This is a genomic window from Polaribacter sp. OB-PA-B3 (assembly GCF_054589375.1).
This window is the reverse complement of record NZ_BAAIIX010000004.1, coordinates 51,911-72,258: the sequence shown is the minus strand read 5'-3', so window position 1 is coordinate 72,258 and position 20,348 is coordinate 51,911. Positions and strand designations below refer to the sequence as shown.

Below are 20,348 nucleotides of genomic sequence, written 5' to 3'. Positions count from 1 at the left end.
AATGTTTACAGCATATAATAATTTACCAAATAATTCTCGCGTTTGGATTTACCAAGCAGATAGAGAATTTACAGAAAATGAAATTCAGTTTATTTCTGATAAAGCAGAAGAATTTATAAATCAATGGACACGTCACGGAGATGATTTAAAAGGTTCTTTTACTATTAAATATAATCAGTTTTTAGTTTTGGCAGTAGACGAAAGTTTTAACAATGTTTCGGGTTGTTCTATAGATAGTTCTGTACGTTTTGTACAAGATTTAGAAAAAGAATTGCAATTAGATTTAATGAACAAGATGAACGTTACTTTTAAAGATAACGAAAATATTAATCTAGTAAAATTGTCTGATTTTCAGAGGTTTGCAAAAGAGAAAAAAATTACTGCAGAAACAATTGTTTTTAACAACATGGTAAATACCAAAGAAGATTTTGAGAATAATTGGGAAGTTATCGCTAAAGATAGTTGGCACAAACGCTTTTTGGTATAACTATTGTTTTAAAAGATTAAAATTAGTCTCAAAAAAGTTGCGTTAAGGATAGAGCGGTTTGTTTGAGCTCTTTTTTATTTTTAAGAAAAAAATAAAAAAAGCGAGTAGCGAAAGCCTGTTAAAACGCCCAAAAAAAATATTGAAAGATTTAGAATGAAGAAGAATATATTAGCATTTTTAGCAATTGCTTTTACGTTAAGTTTAAGTGCACAAAGATTAGATCCGTTAAGAACTAAAGACTATGTTGCACAAGAAATTTGGGTAGATAGTTTAATGAATAGTATGTCTATTGATGAAAAAATTGGACAACTTTTTATGGTGCAAGCGTATTCTAATTTAGATGAAAAGCATGAGCGTTTTATAAACAAGATGATTACCAAATACCATGTTGGTAGTTTAATTTTTATGCAAGGTACGCCAGAAAAACAGGCAATTTTAAATAATAGATATCAAGATTCTGCGAAAGTGCCTTTATTAATTGGTTTTGATGGTGAATGGGGTTTAGATATGCGTTTAAAAAATACCTATCGTTTTCCGTGGAATATGACTTTGGGTGCTATAAGAAACGATTCTTTAATTAAAAAATTTGGGAAGCATTTAGGGCAACACGCAAAAAGAATAGGAATTCACGTAAATTTTGCGCCAGTAATTGATGTGAACGTAAATCCAGAAAATCCTATTATTGGAAACAGATCTTTTGGAGAGAGTAAAGAAAATGTAACCGCAAAAGCGATTGCTTTTATACAAGGAATGCAGAGCGAAGGTGTTTTGGCTAACGGAAAACATTTTCCGGGTCATGGTGACACCGCAGCAGATTCTCATCATACTTTACCTGTTTTAAATTTTGATGCAGCGCGTTTAGATTCTATAGAATTGTATCCGTACAAAAAAACATTTGATGTTGGTTTGGCAAGCGTAATGACTGCGCATTTAAATATACCAAGTTTAGAGCCAAATGCAACTTTGCCAACATCACTTTCTAAAAATGTTGTCACAAATTTATTGCAAGAAAAATTAGGCTTTCAGGGGTTAATAATTACAGATGGTTTAAACATGAAAGGAGCTACTAATTACGCTACTTCTGCACAAATAGATTTGGCAGCAATACAAGCTGGTAACGATTTGTTGTTGATACCGCAAGATGTACCAGGTTCTGTTGCCTTAATTAAAAAGGCTTTAGAAACAAAAACGTTAACAGAAGAACGATTAAATTTTTCTGTAAGAAAAATATTAAAATCTAAATATTGGGCAGGTTTGCACAACTACAAGCCTGTTGAAGTAGAAAATATAGAACAAGATTTAAATAGAGTAGAAGATAAATTGTTACACAGAGAATTGGTTAAAAACTCGATTACTTTATTAAAAAACATAAATGGAAATTTACCTATTAGAGATTTAGAAAAACAAAAAATAGCGTATGTAAAATTAGGAGATGCAGATAATACTGCTTACGTAGACATGCTAAAAAATTATACAAAAGTAGATGTTATTGCTGATAAAAACTTAGACGGACTGATAACAAAATTGAAACCATATAATTATGTTATTATTGGGTTTCATAAATCTAACCAGCATCCTTGGAAAAGTTATAAGTTTACGAACAAAGAATTGGTTTGGTTGCAAGAAATTGCAAGAGAAAAATCGGTTGTTTTAGATGTTTTTGCGAGTCCGTATAGTTTATTACAAATTAAAAGCTTTGCAAATATCGAAGGCTTAATTGTTTCGTATCAAAATAGTAAAATTTCTCAAGAAATATCTGCACAAATATTGTTTGGTGCAATTACAGCAAAAGGTAAATTGCCTGTTTCTATAGGTACAGAATTTAAAGAAGGTTTTGGTTTGGCAAGTACAAATTTAAGTAGATTTGAGTATACAATACCAGAAGCAGCAGGCATGTCTTCTATAAAATTGGCAGCTATCGATAAAATGGCTGATACAATTATTAACCAAAAAATGGCACCGGGTTTACAGGTATTTGTGGCTAGAAACGGCAAAGTAGTATTAGAAAAAAGTTACGGTTACCATACACACGATAAGAAAGTACCTGTTAAAAATTCTGATATTTACGATTTAGCTTCGTTAACAAAAATATTAGCTTCATTGCCATTAATTATGAAAGCCGAAGAGGAAGAAAAAATACCCTTATCGGCAAGTTTAAGAGATATTTTGCCTAGTTTTTCTAATTCAAATAAAGAGAAAGTGACAGTAAAAGAAGTCTTATCTCATTTTGGTAGATTAAAAGCTTGGATTCCTTTTTATACAGCAACGCAAGACAGTATTACTCATAAAAATTTACCAACATTTTACAGAAAAAAGAAATCTAATAACTTTAATATTAAAGTTGCAGAAAATTTATTTATCAATCAGAATTATAAAGACAGTATTTACAAATATATAAAAGAAGCAGACCAAAGAGAGCGAGTTGGTTACAAATACAGCGATTTAGGATATTATATTTTTAAAGAAGCTCTAGAATTAAAATATGATAAACCTCTAGAGAAACTGGTAGATCAAGAATTTTATCAATCTTTAGGGGCAGACAGAACTACTTATTTACCCCTAAAAAAGTTTCATAGAAATGAAATTGTACCAACAGAAATTGATACGTACTACAGAAATCAATTACTGCAAGGTTATGTGCACGATATGGGTGCTGCAATGTTGGGTGGTGTTGGTGGTCATGCAGGTTTATTTGCCAACGCAAACGATGTTGGTAAAATAATGCAAATGTATTTACAGAAAGGTTTTTATGGTGGCAAACGTTATTTAAAATCAGAAACTGTAGACAAATTTAATCATAGATATTTTTCTAAAGAAAAGGTTAGAAGAGGTTTAGGGTTTGATAAGCCACAACTTAACCCTAAAGTTAAGGCAACTTGTGGTTGTGTTTCCGATGAAAGTTTTGGGCATTCTGGTTTTACAGGAACTTACACTTGGGCAGATCCAAAAAGCGGTTTGGTTTATGTGTTTTTATCAAATAGAGTATACCCAAATATGGATAATAGAGGTTTGATAAGAAGTAATATGAGAACCAAAATTCAGCAAGTAATTCAAGACGCAATTATTAATTAGAAGCTATTTCCTGCTTTCCGCACTCGATTTTTTTAGTTTGTTCGAATTACAATTTTTTCATTCTTCAAAATTTATAATCGAAACTGCTCTAAAAAAGAGCTCAAACAATTGCTGCAATCAGGGCTAAACTTTTAAGCCAACTTTTTACAGATTTAAAAACTTTTTTGTATTTGTTGGCGCTAGTTTTGTATATACAAAAACAAGAAATACAGAAAATGTAATATAAAATAAAGCCACGTCATTCCCAAAAAACAAACCTATTAACAAAGCTTGTAAAGAATAAAAGATTGTAAAAGTTAAAAGATTTATACTAAATCTAAAAGTGTCTATAAACTCTACTTCTTTAATTAATTTAAAAACTTTTTTCCAGATAAAAACAGGAATCAAACTATTTAAAAAGATTAAATAATAAAGCGATTTCACATAATTCTTTTTCGGAGTTTTTTGTTCTGGGAAACTGTCTTTTTGAATCATAGAATTTACCTTATCTACTTCAGTAAAATCAACTTGTGCATTATTTAGTTTTTGTAAAACTGTTTCATAATTGTCATCATCCGGAATATGAACAGTAAGTTTTTGTAATTGTTCGGTTACATTTGCTTTTAAAACATTAATAGCTTTTGCAGGTAAATTAGTATCATAAATAGCTCTTGTTTTTATAGGTTTGCCATAATTGATAATAATTTTAGCCGGATAATCTGACGGATGTTGATATGTTAAGCCAACTGGAATAACAATAATATCTAAATCTTTATGTTTCTCTAATGCGCCAAAAACAATTCTAGTAAAGCCTTTACTTAAAGGTCTAATGGATCTCTTTTTATCATGACTTCCTTCCGGAAAAATCATTAAAGTTTCTCCTTTTTCGAAAATTCTGTGGCATTTATCAAAAATTTGCTGATTGTTTGCGAGTTGTTTAATTCCGTCTCGAATTCGATAAATGGGCATTAAGTATAAAGATTCTAAAATTTTCTTTACAATTGGGTTTTTAAATGTAGCGGCTCTTACCAAATAATGGTTTCTTCTGTTGTGGGTTGTGGTAACGTATAAAGGATCTACCAATCCGTTAGGATGATTTACAGCAAACAGAACTGCCCCTTTTTTAGGAATGTTTTCTGTGCCTTTAACTATAATCTTCTTACTGTAAAAAAATAACCCAAGTTTTACATATGTCCATACAAGTGCAAACCAAATTTTTTGAAGCATAAATTATGTATTTAAAGTTTCTTTTTTAGAATTTCTTCCCCAATAAGTTGCAAGTAGAATTCCAGAAAACACGTCCCAAATTCCCCAAAAAGCAGCCAAAAGAGCCATTCCGCCTAAACCGTCAAAAAAACCAAAAATTAATAATAAACCCAATCCGCCATTTTGAATTCCGGTTTCCATAGCAATAGTTTTGGTATCCTTTTTATTCAATTTAAAACTTTTAGCAGTATAAAATCCTAAAAAATAAGCGAAAATATTATGAAAAATTACCAAAAATAAAACATGATGAATATGATTTAAAAATATCTCTAAATTCTGAGAGAACGCTATAAATATCAAAGCGATAAATACAAGCATCGATAAAGGTTTTAATACATTTTCTATTTTTTGAGCCATTTCTGAATGGTAATGTTTGATTAACATTCCAAAAAATAACGGAATTCCTAAAATTAAAGAAACCAATTTTAATAAATCGACCCAATCTAAAGCAACAGTTTCTAAAATAGTATTTGTAGGTTCATATAAACTACCCCAAAACTGAAGATTAAAAGGTGTCATAAAAATACAAATTAGCGTTGCAAAAGCAGTTAAACTAACAGATAAAGCGGCATTTCCGCCAGCCATTTTACTAAAGAAGTTAGAAACGTTTCCGCCAGGGCAAGCAGCAATCATCATCATTCCGAGAGCAAAACTAGGGTGTGGTTTTAAAATTAATATAATTAAAAAAGTAAAAGCCGGTAGTAATATAAACTGAGATAAAACACCGACAAAAAGTATTTTAGGGTTTTTAAGCAAGCGCTTAAAATCATCAATAGAAATACCCAATGCTACACCAAACATTATAATACCAATAGCAATGTTTAAAACCCACAAACCACTAGAATCAAAATTTATTTTAATAGCATCGATATCTATTTGATTGTTCATTTTTAAAAATTTTTATTGATTAATTTTAGAGAGAAAAGGTTAATTGCTAAACGCAAACTCGATAATGTTGGCGCCCATTTTCAAAGCTTTTTCTCTTACACTTTTCGGATTGTTGTGTATTATTTGATCTTCCCAACCGTCGCTTAAATCTGTTTCATAATCGTAAAAAACTACAAGCCTTCCTTCGAAAAAAATACCAAAACCTTGCGCAGATTTTTTATCATGCTCATGAATTTTCGGAATTCCGTTTGGGAATTTAAAGGTCTGATTGTAAATTTTATGAGTACTAGGTATTTCTTTAAATTCTAATTTTGGAAAAACTTTTTTCATTTCTTTACGAATGAATTTGTCTAAACCATAATTATCAGAAATATGTAAAAAGCCACCAGAAATTAAGTAATTTCTTAAGTTTTCGGCATCATCTTCAGAAAAGAAAACATTACCATGACCTGTCATAAAAAGAATAGGGAAATTAAAAATATCTTCGCTACTAACCGCAACAGATTGCGGATTTTTAGAAATTTTGGTGTTAATGTTAGCGTTAGTAAAAGCAATTAGATTAGGTACTGCTGTAGGGTTCGAGTACCAATCTCCGCCACCATTGTATTTCAAAATAGCAACATCTTGTGCGTAAATTATGCTTAGTAAAAAGGTAAACGTAATTGTTAGAAATTGCTTCATAAAATATTTTAGGAAATTTTAAAGCAATATAAGAAAAAACTTATTGATTGATAATAGATATAGTATTTACAGCAACTAAAGCTGCTGTTTCTGTTCGTAATCTACTGTCTCCTAAAGAAATTGGTGTAAATTTATTTTTTAATGCTTTCTTTATTTCTTCTGAAGAAAAATCTCCTTCGGGACCTATAAGTATAACTGACTTTTCAGAGGGGTTTATTACAGACTTTAATAGATTTTTATCCTGCTCTTCGCAATGTGCAATACACGTTTTGCCATCAAAATTTTGACTGATAAAATCATTAAATTTTACGGGTTTATTTAATTTTGGTAATGTAAATTTTAAAGATTGTTTCATGGCAGACTGAATAATTTTTTCAAATCTTTCTAACTTTACAACCCTTCTTTCCGAATTAGAACAAATAATAGGTGTAATTTCATCTATACCAATTTCGGTTGCTTTTTCTAGAAACCATTCTATTCGGTCGTTATTTTTTGTAGGCGCAATTGCAATGTGCAAATAGTACTGCCAAGGCTTTTGTTTTTCTGTATAAGAAGTAACAGAAGCTAAACATTTTTTATCGCTCGCTAAAATAATTTCTACATCAAATAAAAAGCCTTTACCATTTGTTATTTTAAGAATATCACCTTCTTTTTTTCTTAAAACACGCACAATGTGTTTGCTTTCAATTTTATCGAAAGTTATTTGTTTTGTTTCTGTAGAAATTTCTGAATTATAAAATAATTGCATGTGTTAGATTTTATCAGAATTATTAAACAATACTTTTTTTGTAAGTTCTTCTTCGTTTATGAGTTACAGGATCAAAATTTTCCCATAATTTTTTAATTGCTTCATTATCTTCTAACTCAGGGGTTCGAATACAATTATCTATTCCTAATGGTGCAAATGTTTTAGCATATTGGTCAAAAATAATTGCATGCACACCTTTATTTTGATAATCTGGATGTACACCAATTAAATAGAAAGTAACGTCTTTAGCATGTTTTCTGGCTTTTAAAAGATGAAATATACCAAAAGGAAATAATTTACCTCTTGCTTTTTGTAATGCTTCAGAAAAAGAGGGCATAACGATGGCGAAAGCGATAACTTTTTCATTTTCATCAACAACAAACTTAATATATTCTGGATTTATAAAAGAAATATATTTTTTCTTAAAAAAAGCAATTTGAGCATCAGAAATAGGAACAAAAGAAGAAAGTTTAGAGTACGATTTATCAAAAACATCAAACATTTCATCAACATAAGGCATTATGTCTTTGGTTTTTGTAAAGTCTAATGCTTTTAACTTAAAACGCCTTTTAATAATATTGCTAATTCTATCAAAATAAACCTTATCTACTTTATCGAATTTAAATTTATTTTCTAAATATTCTTTTTCCTTAATAAAACCAAGTTTTTCTAAATGATCTTTGTAATACGGATGATTGTACCATGTAATCATTGTGCCAATATGATCAAAACCATCAACTAAAACACCCGTTTTGTCTAAGTTGTTAAATCCTACAGGACCTTCTATATATTCTAAATTATTTTCTAAACCAATTTCTTTAACTTTTGCTAATAGAACTTTAGTAACTTCGATGTCATCAATTACATCGAACCAACCAAAACGCATTTTTTTTATTTGTTGTTTTTCAATTTCAAACCAATTAATTATTGCGACTATTCTACCAACAATTTTTCCGTTTTTAATTGCTACAAAAAATTGAGCATCCGCATTCTCAAAAACAGGATTTTTTTTAGGGTCAAAATTATCTACTTCATCTTTAATTATTGGCGGTACCCAATATTTATTGTTTTTGTATAATGAAAAAGGAAATGTTACAAACTGTTTCATTTCCTTTTTGGTAGTTATTTTTTTTAAGGTAATCATCGTAAAAAGTAGCGTCTAATTGTTGTCGTTTTTGTTCTTTTTCTTTTCATCTTTTTTCATTTCCTTTTCTAGCTCTTTTATTTCTCTTTCTAATTTTTCAATTTCAGTTTCTTTTTTGGTGGTTTTCCTTTTTTTCTTTCCGAAGATACCTAAGAAGTCACCACTTTTTTTCTTTGAGGTTGCTTTTCTAGTTCTAGTTGGTCTTGTTCTATTTTTTTTATCTTTCTTTTTAAAGATGTTTAAAAACCTGTTAAAAAAACTATTTTGTTTTTTATTATAACGAGATATTGGTGTGTCTTTAACTTCTTTGCCATTATCATCTAATTCTATAAAAGAGTCTCTATGTCTGTTAATTCTATAAGAAACACCTAAACTAGCGTAATAACCTTTCGATTGACCTTCAAAAAGCAATCTTGCAGATGTATTGAACTGTAAATTTCTACTGTATAAATAAGCCAAACCTAAACCTAAATTGGTATTGTTTTGGTATTCTTGAAATATAGTTTGATTTTCTATAAATGCAGACCATTGGTCGCTAAAATTTTGAGTAGCTGTTATAATGTAAGAAAACTCAGAAAAATCTGAACCAATATTGTCGTAAAAAACATTGGTAATTACATTAAAATCTTGTGTAAGATTATGTTGTAAAAGAATTCCTACTTTTGGTGTAATACTACCCGTTTTATGAATTTCGTTTACAAAATCGGTGTTCATACCAAGGTAAACGGCAACAGAAGGTATTAGTCTTTTTGTATCGAAAGCATGTCTTCTTTTCCAGCTTCTTACTTCTTTAGATTTATCTTCGTATTCTTGTTGATAAACTAAGTATTTTGCCCCAACGGTAATTCTACTAAAACCAGAAACGTCATAACTCGATGTAAAAATATTTTTAAAAGCTACTTTATCTCTTTGGTAAGTTAATTGTGTGTTTAATTCTAGTTTTTCGAAAAGAAAACTCGTTCTAAACATAAAATCTAAACCCAAAGATTCTGGTCTTGAAAATGTAGGTTCTATACTTGTATTTCTATAAAAAATATTGCTTTCAAACTGGTAAACTCCTGTACCAACACTATAAGGACTTTCAGAAAAACCAGGTTTATTAGAATTGATAACATCTGTATATTGCGCAAAAATAGAAGCAATACAACTAAAAAAGACAACAATAAATAGCTGAAATTTATTTACATTCATAGAAAAAGAATAGGGTTTACATTTTAAATCTAACATGCTTCACAAACATAGAACAAAAAAGCTGTTTTATAAAGGTAAACACTACTTTTTTAGGTTTAAGAAACTTTTATAGATTCATAACGTCTCAATTGTACTCAAATTGTTATTTTTGATATATTTTTTAAATTAAATTTATAAATGGGTTTACTTAAAACACTCTTTTTTATTTTCTTATTTTATTATGCGTTTAAATTCTTAGCAAGACTTTTTGCGCCTTTTTTAATGAAAAAAGCTGCGGAAACTATTCAAAAGAAAGCAGAAGAACAATTTGGTGGTCAACATAGACAAGCACAAAAGCCTTCGGTAAAAGAAGGTGAAACAATTATAGATAAAAAACCAGGAAGCCAAAAGGAAAGTAAAAAGTCTGTTGGTGAATATGTAGATTTTGAAGAAATCGATTAAATTAAAACAGCTTCAAAATAAATAGCAATCTAAAACAATTTTTAAATTGAAACTTAACAAAATTTTTCCTTATTTAGTAGCAATTCTTGTATTTGTAATTGCTTCTTTAATATATTTTCATCCTGTTTTAAAAGGTCAAAAATTAAATCAATCAGACATTACTCAATTTAGAGGAATGGTGAAAGACATTAATGATTATAGAGCAGATAAAAATGAAGAACCTTATTGGACGGATGCTTCTTTTAGCGGAATGCCTGCTTACCCTGTAAGTGCTTATTACCCAAATGATATTGTAAGAAGTGTAGATAAATTACTTAGGTTTTTACCAAGACCTGCAGATTATACATTTTTGTATTTTTTAAGCTTTTTTGTCTTGATGATGGCTTTAAAAGTTAAGTGGCGATTGGCAATTTTGGGTGCTTTATCTTTTGGTTTTTCTACTTATTTAATTATAATATTTGGTGCAGGACACAATGCAAAAGCCCATGCAATTGCATATATGCCTTTAGTTTTAGCGGGTGTTATTTGGATTTTTAATAGAAAATTTGTGCTAGGTTTTATAGTTACAGGTTTGGCAATGGCTTTAGAAATTTATGCTAACCATATTCAAATGACCTACTATTTGGGTTTCTGTTTATTAATTCTTGGTTTAGTAGAATTAATTAATGCGATTAAAGAACGTAAGGTGCAATTGTTTATAAAACAAGCAGCAGTAATTGTTGCAGCTGTAGTTTTAGGAATAGGAGCAAACGCACCAAGATTAATGGCAATGAAAGAATATTCTGAACACAGTACAAGAGGAAAATCAGAATTAACAATTAATTTAGATGGTTCTACAAAAAAGGCCACAGAAGGTTTAGATAAATCTTATATAACTCAATATAGTTACTCAAAATTAGAAACTTTTAATTTATTTGTACCGCGTTTTATGGGCGGTGGAACTGTAGAAGAATTAGGAGAAAATTCTAATTTTTATGAGTTTATTGAAGAAAAAACGGATAAAAAAACTGCAAAAGAATATTCTAAACAAGTTTTAACGTATTGGGGAGATCAACCAATTGTAGAAGCACCTGCGTATATTGGTGTTGTTGTGTTTTTTCTGTTTTTCTTAGGATTATTTTTAGTAAAAGGAAGAATAAAAGAATGGTTAGTTGTTGCAACAATCTTTTCTATTATTTTAAGTTGGGGTAGAAATTTTGAGGTGATTACTAACTTTTTTATCGATTATGTACCACTTTATAATAAATTTAGAGCAGTTTCATCAATACAAGTAATTGCAGAATTATGTGTACCAATTTTAGGCGTTTTAGGTTTAAAAGAATTGTTTTCTAAAACCATAGAATTAAAGGAAAAACAAGCTGCGTTAAAGAAGGCGATTATTGTATTTGGAGGCTTAATAATTGTTGGTTTTGCTTTTGCGCATATTTTCGGAACGTTCGAAGGCTTAAGAGATGCGCAACAATATAGCGAAGTTCCTGGCTTTTTGGACGCAGTAATTGCAGACAGAAAAGCAATGTTATTTTCAGATACAGTTAGATCTTTAATTTTAGTTTTAATTTCTGGGGCTATTTTATGGTTTACTTTAAAGAAGAAAATTAAAATACCTTTTGCGGTTATTGCAATAACAGTCTTAATTCTTTTCGATTTGTTATCTGTAAATCTTAATTATGTAAATGCAGACGATTTTAAATCCTCAAGAAAAATAGAAAAACCATTTGTAGCTTCGAGTGCTGATAAAGCAATTTTAAATGACACATCTTATTTTAGAGTTGCAAATTTTTCTGTAGATCCTATGAATGATGGAAGCACATCATACTTTCATAATTCTATTGGTGGTTATCACGCCGCTAAACTTGGTCGTTATCAAGAATTATTTGATTATCAAATTGCAAAAAATAACATGCAAGTTTTAAATATGTTAAATACCAAGTACTTTATTGTACCAGATAATAAAGGTAACGTACAAGCACAACAAAATACAGAAGCAAACGGTAATGTTTGGTTTGTAGAAAAGTTAATTTCTGTAAGCAATGCAAATGAAGAAATACAAGCTTTAGATTCTTTAAATACTAAAAATACAGCTGTAATTTTAGAAGATAATTTTAATAAACTGAAAGAAAACTTATTTGTTGAGAGAGATTCTACTGCAATAATTAAATTGATTAGTAACGATGTAACCAATTTAAAATATAAATCAAATTCTACGAAACCGCAATTTGCAGTTTTTTCTGAAATTTATTATGAAGATGGTTGGAATGCATATTTAGACGGAGAATTAGTACCGTATTACAATGTGAATTATGTTTTAAGAGGAATGGAGATTCCTGCAGGAAACCATGATATTTCATTTAAATTTGAACCAAAAGTAATTAAAGAAGGTAAAATATTTTCGTTGATTTCTTATGCTTTATTATTTGTTGTTTCTGCCGGATGGTTTTTTTATGACGAGAAGAAGAAACGTAAAGAAGCATGAAAATAGGAATGATTCTCGATGCTTCTTTTCCTCCGGATCCGAGAGTAGAAAATGAAGCCATTTCTTTGGTAAACGACGGGCATGAAGTTTTTTTATTTTGTTTAAATTATACAAATCAAAAAACATCAGAAGTAATAAACGGTATAAAAGTAAGACGTTTTAACTCTAATAAACTAGAGTATAAATTATCTGCATTGGCTTATACGATTCCGTTATATACTTTACTAATGAAAAGGAAAATATCAAAATTTATTGCAGATAATCAAATTGAAGTAATTCATATTCACGATATAAGAATTGCAGAAGCTGTTTTTAAATCTAACAAAAACAAAAAATTACCTGTAGTTTTAGATTTACATGATAATATGCCAGAGGTGATGAAACTATATCCTCATTTACAGAAGTTTCCAGGAAAGTATATTATATCGCCAAAAAAATGGAAAGTTAAAGAAGAAGAGTTTATTGCAAAAGCAGATAAGGTAATTTCTGTATCTCCAGAATTTTTAGAAACTTTAGCACAAAGATTACCAAAACACAAAGATAAATTGGTACTTGTACCAAATACAATTAGAAAATCTTTTTTCGAAAATTATACATTAAAAAAATCTATTATAGATAAATACAAAAACAATTTTGTGATTCTTTATTTGGGTGATACGCACCTTAGAAGGGGGTTACAAACAGCGATTACTGCTATAAATGGGTTAAAAAAATCTATACCAGAAATTAAGTTGGTAATTGTGGGTAAAAATACTACCGATACAATACTAAGAAAACAAGTCGAAGACTTAAATCTAGAAAAATATGTAGATTTTGAAGGTTGGCAAGATGTTTCTCTCTTTCAATCTTATATTTTGGCAAGTGCAGTTTGTATATCGCCTTTGCATAGAAATTTACAACATGATGTTGCTTATGCAAATAAGATTTTTCAATACATGAGTTTTGCTAAGCCTCTTTTGGTTAGCAATGCGATTGCTCAGAAAAAATTGATAGAAAAAGCAAATGCTGGTTTAGTACACGAACAAAAAAATAGCGCAGATTTCGCAATTAAAATTCAATTATTATATAAAGACACTTCGCTTAGAAATAATTTAGGTAAAAACGGTAAGAATTTTATTGTAAACGAATTTTGTTGGGAAGAAACTTCTAAAAAGCTACTGAACCTGTATAACAATTTACACGATTGAAAGTTCTAATAATTACATATTATTGGCCACCAGCAGGTGGTTCTGGCGTGCAACGTTGGTTAAAATTTGTAAAATATTTACAGAATTTTGATATTGAACCCATAGTGTATACAGTTGACAATCCAAAGTATCCGAAAGAAGATAAAACTTTGATAAATGAAATTCCTAAAAATATAAAGGTTTTAAAACAACCAATTTGGGAACCTACAGATTTATTATTTTGGAAAAAAAATAATCAGCAAAAAAAAGGAGTTTCTAATGTTAGTAAAGGCGGTTTTTTGTCTTTTATAAGAGGTAATTTTTTTATTCCAGATCCTAAAGTTTTTTGGGTGAATCCATCGGTTAAATATTTGCAGAAAATTATCGATTCTTATAAAATCGATGTAATAATTTCTACGGGTCCGCCACATAGCATGCATTTAATAGCACAAAAATTACATCAAAAAAACAATCTAAAATGGGTTGCAGATTTTCGTGATCCTTGGTCTAACTTATATTATAATAAAGATTTTAATCAGTTGTCTTTTGCAAAAAATAAAAATATAAAATTAGAAAAATCAGTTTTAAAAAATGCTGATTGTATATTAACTGTTAGTGACACCTTAAAAAAGGAGTTTTTAAAAACAGCCAAAAGAGTAGAGGTTATTACCAATGGTTTCGATGATGAAGTTGTGACTAAAAATATCATAAGATTAGATAAAAAATTTACAATTTCTTACATTGGTCTATTGCCTAAACAAAGTAATCCAACCGTATTGTTTAAAGTTTTAGAAAAGCTTAGTTTACAAGATTCAAGTTTTAAAAACGATTTACAAATTAATTTTATTGGTGATATTGTAGATGATGTAAAACAAGATATACAATGCTTTAATTTATCAAAAAACACAAAATTTTTAGGATATTTACCACATCATAAAGCAATCGAATATCAAAAAAAATCTCAGGTTTTATTATTGTTAATTCCGAATGTATTAAATAACGAAGGTATTTTAACAGGAAAGTTATTTGAGTATTTAACAGCCAAAAGACCTATTTTAGCCGTCGGACCAGAAAAAGGAGATTTGGCATCAATTTTAGAAGAAACCAATGCTGGTAAGGTTGTGAATTTTGAGAATGAATTAAAGCTATCAGAAGAAATAAAGTCTTTATATAAAGATTATAAAAATAATAAGTTGTTGGTTTCATCAAGCAACATTAAAAAATATCATAGAAAAGAGTTGACAAAAGAATTAGCTTCTATTCTAAAAAACATAACTTCGTAGAATGGGAATTGTATTAAAACAATCATTAAAAAACACTTTTTTTATATACTTAGGTTTTGCCTTTGGAGGTATAAATACTTTATTCTTATATACAAGGTTTTTAGAAGATGAATACTATGGATTAGTTACGTTTTTATTGTCTACATCTAATCTTTTGATGCCTTTAATAGCATTAGGAATTCATCATACAATTGTAAAGTTTTTTTCTAGTTATTTTACAAAAGCAGAAAAAGATAAATTTCTATCATCTGTTGTTTTTTTACCGTTATTAATTGCATTACCGATTGCTTATTTTGGTAATATTTTTTATCAAGAAATAGGTGATTATTTATCAGAAGAAAATCCTATTATAAAAGATTATACAATAGTAATTTATTTGATAGCAGTAGCTTGTGCGTATTTTGAAATTTTTTATTCTTGGGCAAAAGTACAGTTTCAAACTGTTTTTGGTAATATTTTAAAAGAATTATGGAACAGAGTAGTGGTAATGTTGTTACTTTTTGCCGTTTATTTTGAATTTATAAGCAAACCAGAATTTATTTACTACCTAACTGCAGCGTATTTTTTAAGAATGTTTATAATGATGTTTTATGCACTAAAACTATACGTGCCAAAGTTTACATTTGCGAAACCTGCTAATTTTATTGAAGTTTTACGATTTTCTGGATACATAATTTTGGCTGGTAGTGCAGGTGCAATTATCTTAGATATTGATAAGTTTATGATACCTGGAAAAGAAACTTTGGCAATAGCTGCTTACTATTCTGTAGCCGTTTTTATAGGTTCTTTTATAGAAGCACCAAGTAGAGCGATGTTAAATATTTTACAGCCTTTAACTTCTAAAACATTAAATGAAGATAATCAAAAAGAGGTTGGTTCTTTGTATAAGAAAAGCTCAATTAACTTACTTTTAATAAGTGGTTTTTTCTTTGTTTTAATTAATACAAATGTGCAACAATTATTCAACTTACTACCAGAAGAATATGCGGGTGGCGGACTCGTAGTGCTTATGATTTCATTTTTAAAAATGTACAACGGCTTTTTAGGTAATAATGGTGCAATCATTAATAATTCTAAGTTTTATAAAATAACATTACCTGTTGGTATTGCTATGGCGCTATCTGTTTATGCTTTAAATAAATTATTTTATTATGAGTTTGAAATGGGTACAAATGGTTTGGCACTTTCAACCCTAATTGTAATTTTTTGTGCTAATACATTTAAACTATACTTTGTAAAAAAGAAGTTTTCTATAACACCTTTTACCAATAAAACTGCAAAGATGCTTGCAATTATAGCAATTTTATATTTTGCATTTAATTTTTGGGATTTTCCTGTGGATAATATTTATGTATGGGATTTTCCGATTCACCCAATTATTAACATTATTTTGAAAAGTATATTAATTGTACCGGTGTATATTTTATTGATTTTTAAATTTAATATTTCTCCGGAATTAGATATTTTACTTGGTAAGTATTACAATAAACAGTCTAAGTAATCTGTAAACATGTGAAATAATAAGGCAATACAGAGTATTCTTGTTTTGTTAAAGAATAAGCCTAAAATATAAATAGCCATTGCCCAAAATGTGTGTAATGGATGAAAATTGATACTACATCTATTTTCTTGAAAAATAGGATTTGCTAATAAATGATCTAAATCTACAAGCATGGAAAGTATAAAAATAATGTAAACCGCTTTCCATTTTTTTCTAAAGAAAACAAAAGCAAATAAAAACGGAACAATAAAATGTAAGCTGTAATGAACTATAAATTTAATGCTAATCATTAAAATTATTTTTTAGAATACAAACCTTTTCTAATTCTACTTAATTGAACAGGTGTAATATTTAAGTAAGAAGCTATATGGTATTGTGGTATTAAGTTTTCTATATTTGGTATTTGTGCTTTTACCTTTAAATACCTTTCTGTAGCATTTAAAACAGATAAATCGTAAACCTTAGCTTCTAATTCTAAAAATACTTTTTCAAGTATTTTAGAATATAGTTTACCAATTTCTAGATTTTGTTTCGTTAAATCTATAAAATCATCATAATTAATAACTTGTAATTTGCAATGAGATAAACAATCGTAAGAAAACTTAGACTTTTTTCTTAGAATTAAAGCGCCTAAAGGGCCAATAGCTCTAACTGGTACAAATAGGTTTCTAATGTATTCTTTCCCTTTTTCATCAACATAAAAAGATCTAGCAATACCTTCTTCTAGAATATAAATACTTTTAGATATTTCTCCAGCTTTAGATATAGAGTCTCCTTTTCGGAGCTCGATATTTTTTGCTAAAGAAAATATAAGATTTTGTGATTCGTCAGAGATTTCACAAAATTTATCTAGTATTTTTTTTAAGTTATTCATTAATTTAGAACCCCAAATAGCTTAAGAAGATTTGCTATTTAAGAGTCTGCAAAGATACAACTAATTTTCTAAAAAACTAATTGCATTAGGGCCTTCCATAAATAATAAGTCTAAAATCGATAAATTTGGTATAAAACCATGTTTGTCATCAAACATTTGTATGTACTTGTCGGTAAGATTGTTGGGTGAAAATTTTACGTCAGCTAAACTTCTAAAATCAGATTTTTCATCAGAATCGATGTAAGATTTACTTTTTTTGTAATCAATTTCTAATTGTAAAGCATCTGTAATAAAGTCGAAAGTATCAAAATTTAAATCTTGTAAAAAAGTATATTTTTTATCGAATATTGGAGCTAAATCATCTATATAAAATTCAAAAAAAGGCGAATTTCTATAAGCGGTTTTTAAAGACTTAAAATGTTGATCTTGCCAATTTGTTGCACTTTCAATAATAGTATCCTTCGTTTTTTTTCTACCTGAGGTTGCAGGATGTTTTACCGGGATATTTAAGAGTTGCTTACCATTTGTATTAAAAATATAACACCTATTTCTATAGCTTTGTTTCTGAAAATTATCTTCTGTTTCAAATAAAACAGTATCTGCATTAATAATAGCGCGATATTGTGATATAGGAGAAAAGTATGTTGGTATAAATACAGCCATTTTACTTTTTAGCAGCTTTTTTCTTCCCTTTAAAATAACTGTAACCAATGTATATTGCAATTAAAGCAAAGACTAAATACCTATAAGATACTGGTTCTCCATCTCCACCAACAGTTGTAAACAACCTATTCCATCTAATAGATTTAATTTTTTCTCCAAAGCTTGCAGCATTGGCATCCCAACTCCACCAAATCATTACAGGTTTACCTAAAACATGATCAAAAGGAACATAACCCCAATAACGAGCGTCTAAAGAGTTATGTCTATTATCACCCATTAACCAGTAGTAATCTTGTTTAAAAGTGTACGTATCTGCTTTTTTACCGTTGATAAAAATATCATCTCCAGCAAAAGTTAAGTCGTTATTTTCGTAATTTTTAATGATTTGTTCGTAGTAAGGTAAAGATTTTGCATCTAATTTTACAGTAGCACCTGCTTTTGGTATATAAATTGGTCCGAAGTTATCTTGACTCCAATTGTTGCTTTCTACATGAGGAAAAATGGCATTATCTGCATCATAATTAATTTTTGTAACAGCAACAGTTTGAGGTAGCTTTCTAAGCCTTTCAACTTCGTCTTGTGTTAAATTAATATTTATTTTATTTGCTACAGATTCCATTTTAAGTCTTCTCGCGAAATTAGGATTTATACCACCCGCAACTTCTGTATATAAAGAATCGGCACCAATTTTAGATAGGTTTCCATTTTCTTTAATTGCCTTTTGTATTTTAGAATTATTCCAGTATTCTGATAATATTCTGTATACACCAGTCTTTTCTTTTTTAATTAGAAACTTAGGAAAACTATTTGCGTCTATATCATTTTTTGCTTCATAGGTATAATAAAATTGTATTTTGGCTCTATACGGAAGTACATTTTTTTTCCCATTTATATAAACATAACCATCTCTTAATTCTAGAGAATCACCAGCAATACCAACTGCTCGTTTTACATAATTTGTTTTTTTATCTACCGGTTTATAGGTAAATTTACCAGAAGTATCTCCCCACATTGTAGCTAATGAATCTGTTGGCCAATTAAAACAAACGATATCGTTGTTTTTAATACTTTGTAAACCAGGTAGTCTTGTGTAAGGTAGTTGTGGTTTTTTTAAATATGAAGCAGTACCAACTAAAGGTAAAGAATCGTGCACCATTGGTGCAGCTATAACTGTAGATGGAACTCTTGCTCCGTAATGAAATTTACTTACAAATAAATAATCTCCAACCAATAAAGATTTTTCTAATGAAGATGTAGGTATTGTAAAAGGTTGCATAAAATAGGTATGCACAAGAGTTGCGGCAATAATTGCAAAAGTTATAGAACTTACCCATTCTCCTAATTCAGACCTTGGTTTAAGGCTTCTATCTTCGTTATAAGTTGCATCTGTAGCATAATTAATATAAAAAATGTAAAGACCTAGAGTTACAATTACTAAAAACGAATCAATTTTTTTGAAAAAACCAAAAGAACGAATCGTCTCAATCCAAATTACAGGAAACATTAGTAAGTTTACAATAGGAATAAATAGTAAAAGAACCCACCATTTAGGTCTGTTTATTATTTGCATTAATACAATTCCGTTATAAACGGGTACTGCAGCTTCCCACGCTTTTCTGCCTGCTTTTACATATAATTTCCAAGTTCCTAAAAAATGAATTACTTGTATTACTAGAAAAAAGATAAACCATTGGGTAAAAGTCATAATAATTATATTTTAAAATCCTTTAGATAAAGGAATGTATTTTAATTTTTTATTAGGCGATAATAATCAATTTTGTTACAGATTTTAACTGATGTTTAACACGTCTTTCATGTTAAAAACACCTGTTTTACCAAGAATCCATTCTGCTGCTACTACGGCACCTAAAGCAAAACCTTGTCTACTATGTGCAGTGTGTTTAATTTCAATTGAATCTACTTTAGAATTGTACCAAACCGTATGTGTACCAGGAACTTCTGGAATTCTTTTAGCAACAATAGGAATGTTTTCTTCGGATGTATTATTGTCTAATTCCCAATCTTTTTTAGAAGAATTTTCTATAATTCCTTCTGCTAAAGTAATTGCTGTTCCGCTTGGTGCGTCTAATTTTTTTGTATGATGAATTTCTTCCATAGAAATATTGTAATCTTCTAAATTACTCATCATTTTAGCTAGTTGTTTGTTTAGTTCAAAAAAGATATTTACACCCAAACTAAAGTTAGAAGCATAAATAAAAGCGCCTTTTTTTTCTTCACATAACCTAACAGCATCGTTGTATTTGTCTAACCAACCAGTTGTACCAGATATAACAGGTACTTTATTTTCAAAACAATTAGAAATATTGTTAAAAGCAGAATTAGGTATACTAAAATCTATAGCTACATCTGCTAAAGTTATATCTATCTCTGTATCGACATCTTTTTTTATAACGATTTCATGTCCTCTAGAAATTGCAATTTTTTCAATTTCCTTACCCATTCTTCCGTAGCCTAATAATGCAATTTTCAT

Annotated in this window: 18 protein-coding genes; 7 read left to right on the top strand and 11 right to left on the bottom strand. The window is 29.0% G+C overall.

The window, feature by feature from the left end:
* Position 1 precedes the first annotated feature (1 nt).
* Positions 2-487 (top strand): ABC transporter ATPase, encoded by a 486-nt coding sequence (locus ACYPV9_RS08995; RefSeq protein ID WP_299065364.1) that lies wholly within the window; start codon positions 2-4, stop codon positions 485-487.
* A gap of 153 nt (positions 488-640) precedes the next feature.
* The gene (locus ACYPV9_RS08990; protein WP_459743128.1) at positions 641-3,559 is read left to right on the top strand and encodes a glycoside hydrolase family 3 N-terminal domain-containing protein; all 2,919 of its coding nucleotides are present in this window, start codon (positions 641-643) and stop codon (positions 3,557-3,559) included.
* A gap of 144 nt (positions 3,560-3,703) precedes the next feature.
* Here ACYPV9_RS08990 and ACYPV9_RS08985 read toward each other — a convergent pair whose 3' ends face one another.
* The 6 genes from ACYPV9_RS08985 to ACYPV9_RS08960 are packed head-to-tail and all read right to left on the bottom strand — an operon-like array spanning position 3,704 to position 9,456.
* On the bottom strand, positions 3,704-4,765 hold the full coding sequence (locus ACYPV9_RS08985) for a 1-acyl-sn-glycerol-3-phosphate acyltransferase (protein ID WP_459743126.1): 1,062 nt from the start codon (positions 4,763-4,765) through the stop codon (positions 3,704-3,706).
* A gap of 3 nt (positions 4,766-4,768) precedes the next feature.
* Positions 4,769-5,692 (bottom strand): bile acid:sodium symporter family protein, encoded by a 924-nt coding sequence (locus ACYPV9_RS08980; RefSeq protein WP_459743124.1) that lies wholly within the window; start codon positions 5,690-5,692, stop codon positions 4,769-4,771.
* Positions 5,693-5,731: 39 nt separating this feature from the next.
* Entirely contained in the window at positions 5,732-6,373 is a 642-nt protein-coding gene (locus tag ACYPV9_RS08975; RefSeq protein ID WP_459743122.1) for a DUF4159 domain-containing protein, read from the bottom strand.
* A gap of 40 nt (positions 6,374-6,413) precedes the next feature.
* Entirely contained in the window at positions 6,414-7,121 is a 708-nt protein-coding gene (locus ACYPV9_RS08970; protein ID WP_299065373.1) for a 16S rRNA (uracil(1498)-N(3))-methyltransferase, read from the bottom strand.
* A 22-nt stretch (positions 7,122-7,143) separates the two neighbouring features.
* On the bottom strand, positions 7,144-8,265 hold the full coding sequence (locus ACYPV9_RS08965; protein WP_459743120.1) for a GTP cyclohydrolase: 1,122 nt from the start codon (positions 8,263-8,265) through the stop codon (positions 7,144-7,146).
* Between the two features lie 15 nt (positions 8,266-8,280).
* Entirely contained in the window at positions 8,281-9,456 is a 1,176-nt protein-coding gene (locus ACYPV9_RS08960; RefSeq protein WP_459743118.1) for a transporter, read from the bottom strand.
* Positions 9,457-9,633: 177 nt separating this feature from the next.
* On the opposite strand from ACYPV9_RS08960, the gene ACYPV9_RS08955 reads away from it, so the two are divergent.
* From ACYPV9_RS08955 to ACYPV9_RS08935, 5 genes are read left to right on the top strand one after another with little or no spacing between them, the layout of a single operon-like run.
* Entirely contained in the window at positions 9,634-9,897 is a 264-nt protein-coding gene (locus ACYPV9_RS08955; RefSeq protein ID WP_299065380.1) for a DUF4834 family protein, read from the top strand.
* A gap of 46 nt (positions 9,898-9,943) precedes the next feature.
* On the top strand, positions 9,944-12,370 hold the full coding sequence (locus ACYPV9_RS08950) for a YfhO family protein (RefSeq protein ID WP_459743115.1): 2,427 nt from the start codon (positions 9,944-9,946) through the stop codon (positions 12,368-12,370).
* Complete coding sequence (locus ACYPV9_RS08945; protein WP_459743113.1) at positions 12,367-13,557, top strand: glycosyltransferase family 4 protein; 1,191 nt, start codon at positions 12,367-12,369, stop codon at positions 13,555-13,557. The genes ACYPV9_RS08950 and ACYPV9_RS08945 overlap by 4 nt, the downstream gene beginning before the upstream one ends.
* Positions 13,554-14,819 carry a glycosyltransferase family 4 protein gene (locus ACYPV9_RS08940; RefSeq protein ID WP_459743111.1) on the top strand — a complete coding sequence of 422 codons (1,266 nt, stop codon included), beginning with the start codon at positions 13,554-13,556 and terminating at the stop codon, positions 14,817-14,819. The genes ACYPV9_RS08945 and ACYPV9_RS08940 overlap by 4 nt, the downstream gene beginning before the upstream one ends.
* A 1-nt stretch (position 14,820) precedes the next feature.
* A complete protein-coding gene (locus ACYPV9_RS08935) occupies positions 14,821-16,320 on the top strand; it encodes a lipopolysaccharide biosynthesis protein (protein ID WP_459743109.1) in 1,500 nt (499 codons plus the stop codon).
* Here the strand turns inward: ACYPV9_RS08935 and ACYPV9_RS08930 are convergent.
* The 5 genes from ACYPV9_RS08930 to dapB all read right to left on the bottom strand — a co-directional run bounded on the left by ACYPV9_RS08930 (position 16,299) and on the right by dapB (position 20,348).
* Positions 16,299-16,610 carry a DUF6122 family protein gene (locus ACYPV9_RS08930; RefSeq protein ID WP_299065393.1) on the bottom strand — a complete coding sequence of 104 codons (312 nt, stop codon included), beginning with the start codon at positions 16,608-16,610 and terminating at the stop codon, positions 16,299-16,301. The genes ACYPV9_RS08935 and ACYPV9_RS08930 overlap by 22 nt on opposite strands.
* A gap of 5 nt (positions 16,611-16,615) precedes the next feature.
* Complete coding sequence (locus ACYPV9_RS08925) at positions 16,616-17,194, bottom strand: Crp/Fnr family transcriptional regulator (RefSeq protein ID WP_299065395.1); 579 nt, start codon at positions 17,192-17,194, stop codon at positions 16,616-16,618.
* Positions 17,195-17,254: 60 nt separating this feature from the next.
* Positions 17,255-17,857 carry a WbqC family protein gene (locus ACYPV9_RS08920; protein ID WP_459743106.1) on the bottom strand — a complete coding sequence of 201 codons (603 nt, stop codon included), beginning with the start codon at positions 17,855-17,857 and terminating at the stop codon, positions 17,255-17,257.
* Position 17,858: 1 nt separating this feature from the next.
* Positions 17,859-19,562: a signal peptidase I gene (gene lepB, locus ACYPV9_RS08915; RefSeq protein WP_459743104.1), complete on the bottom strand. Its 1,704-nt coding sequence runs from the start codon at positions 19,560-19,562 to the stop codon at positions 17,859-17,861.
* A gap of 84 nt (positions 19,563-19,646) precedes the next feature.
* On the bottom strand, positions 19,647-20,348 hold the full coding sequence (dapB, locus tag ACYPV9_RS08910) for a 4-hydroxy-tetrahydrodipicolinate reductase (protein ID WP_459743102.1): 702 nt from the start codon (positions 20,346-20,348) through the stop codon (positions 19,647-19,649).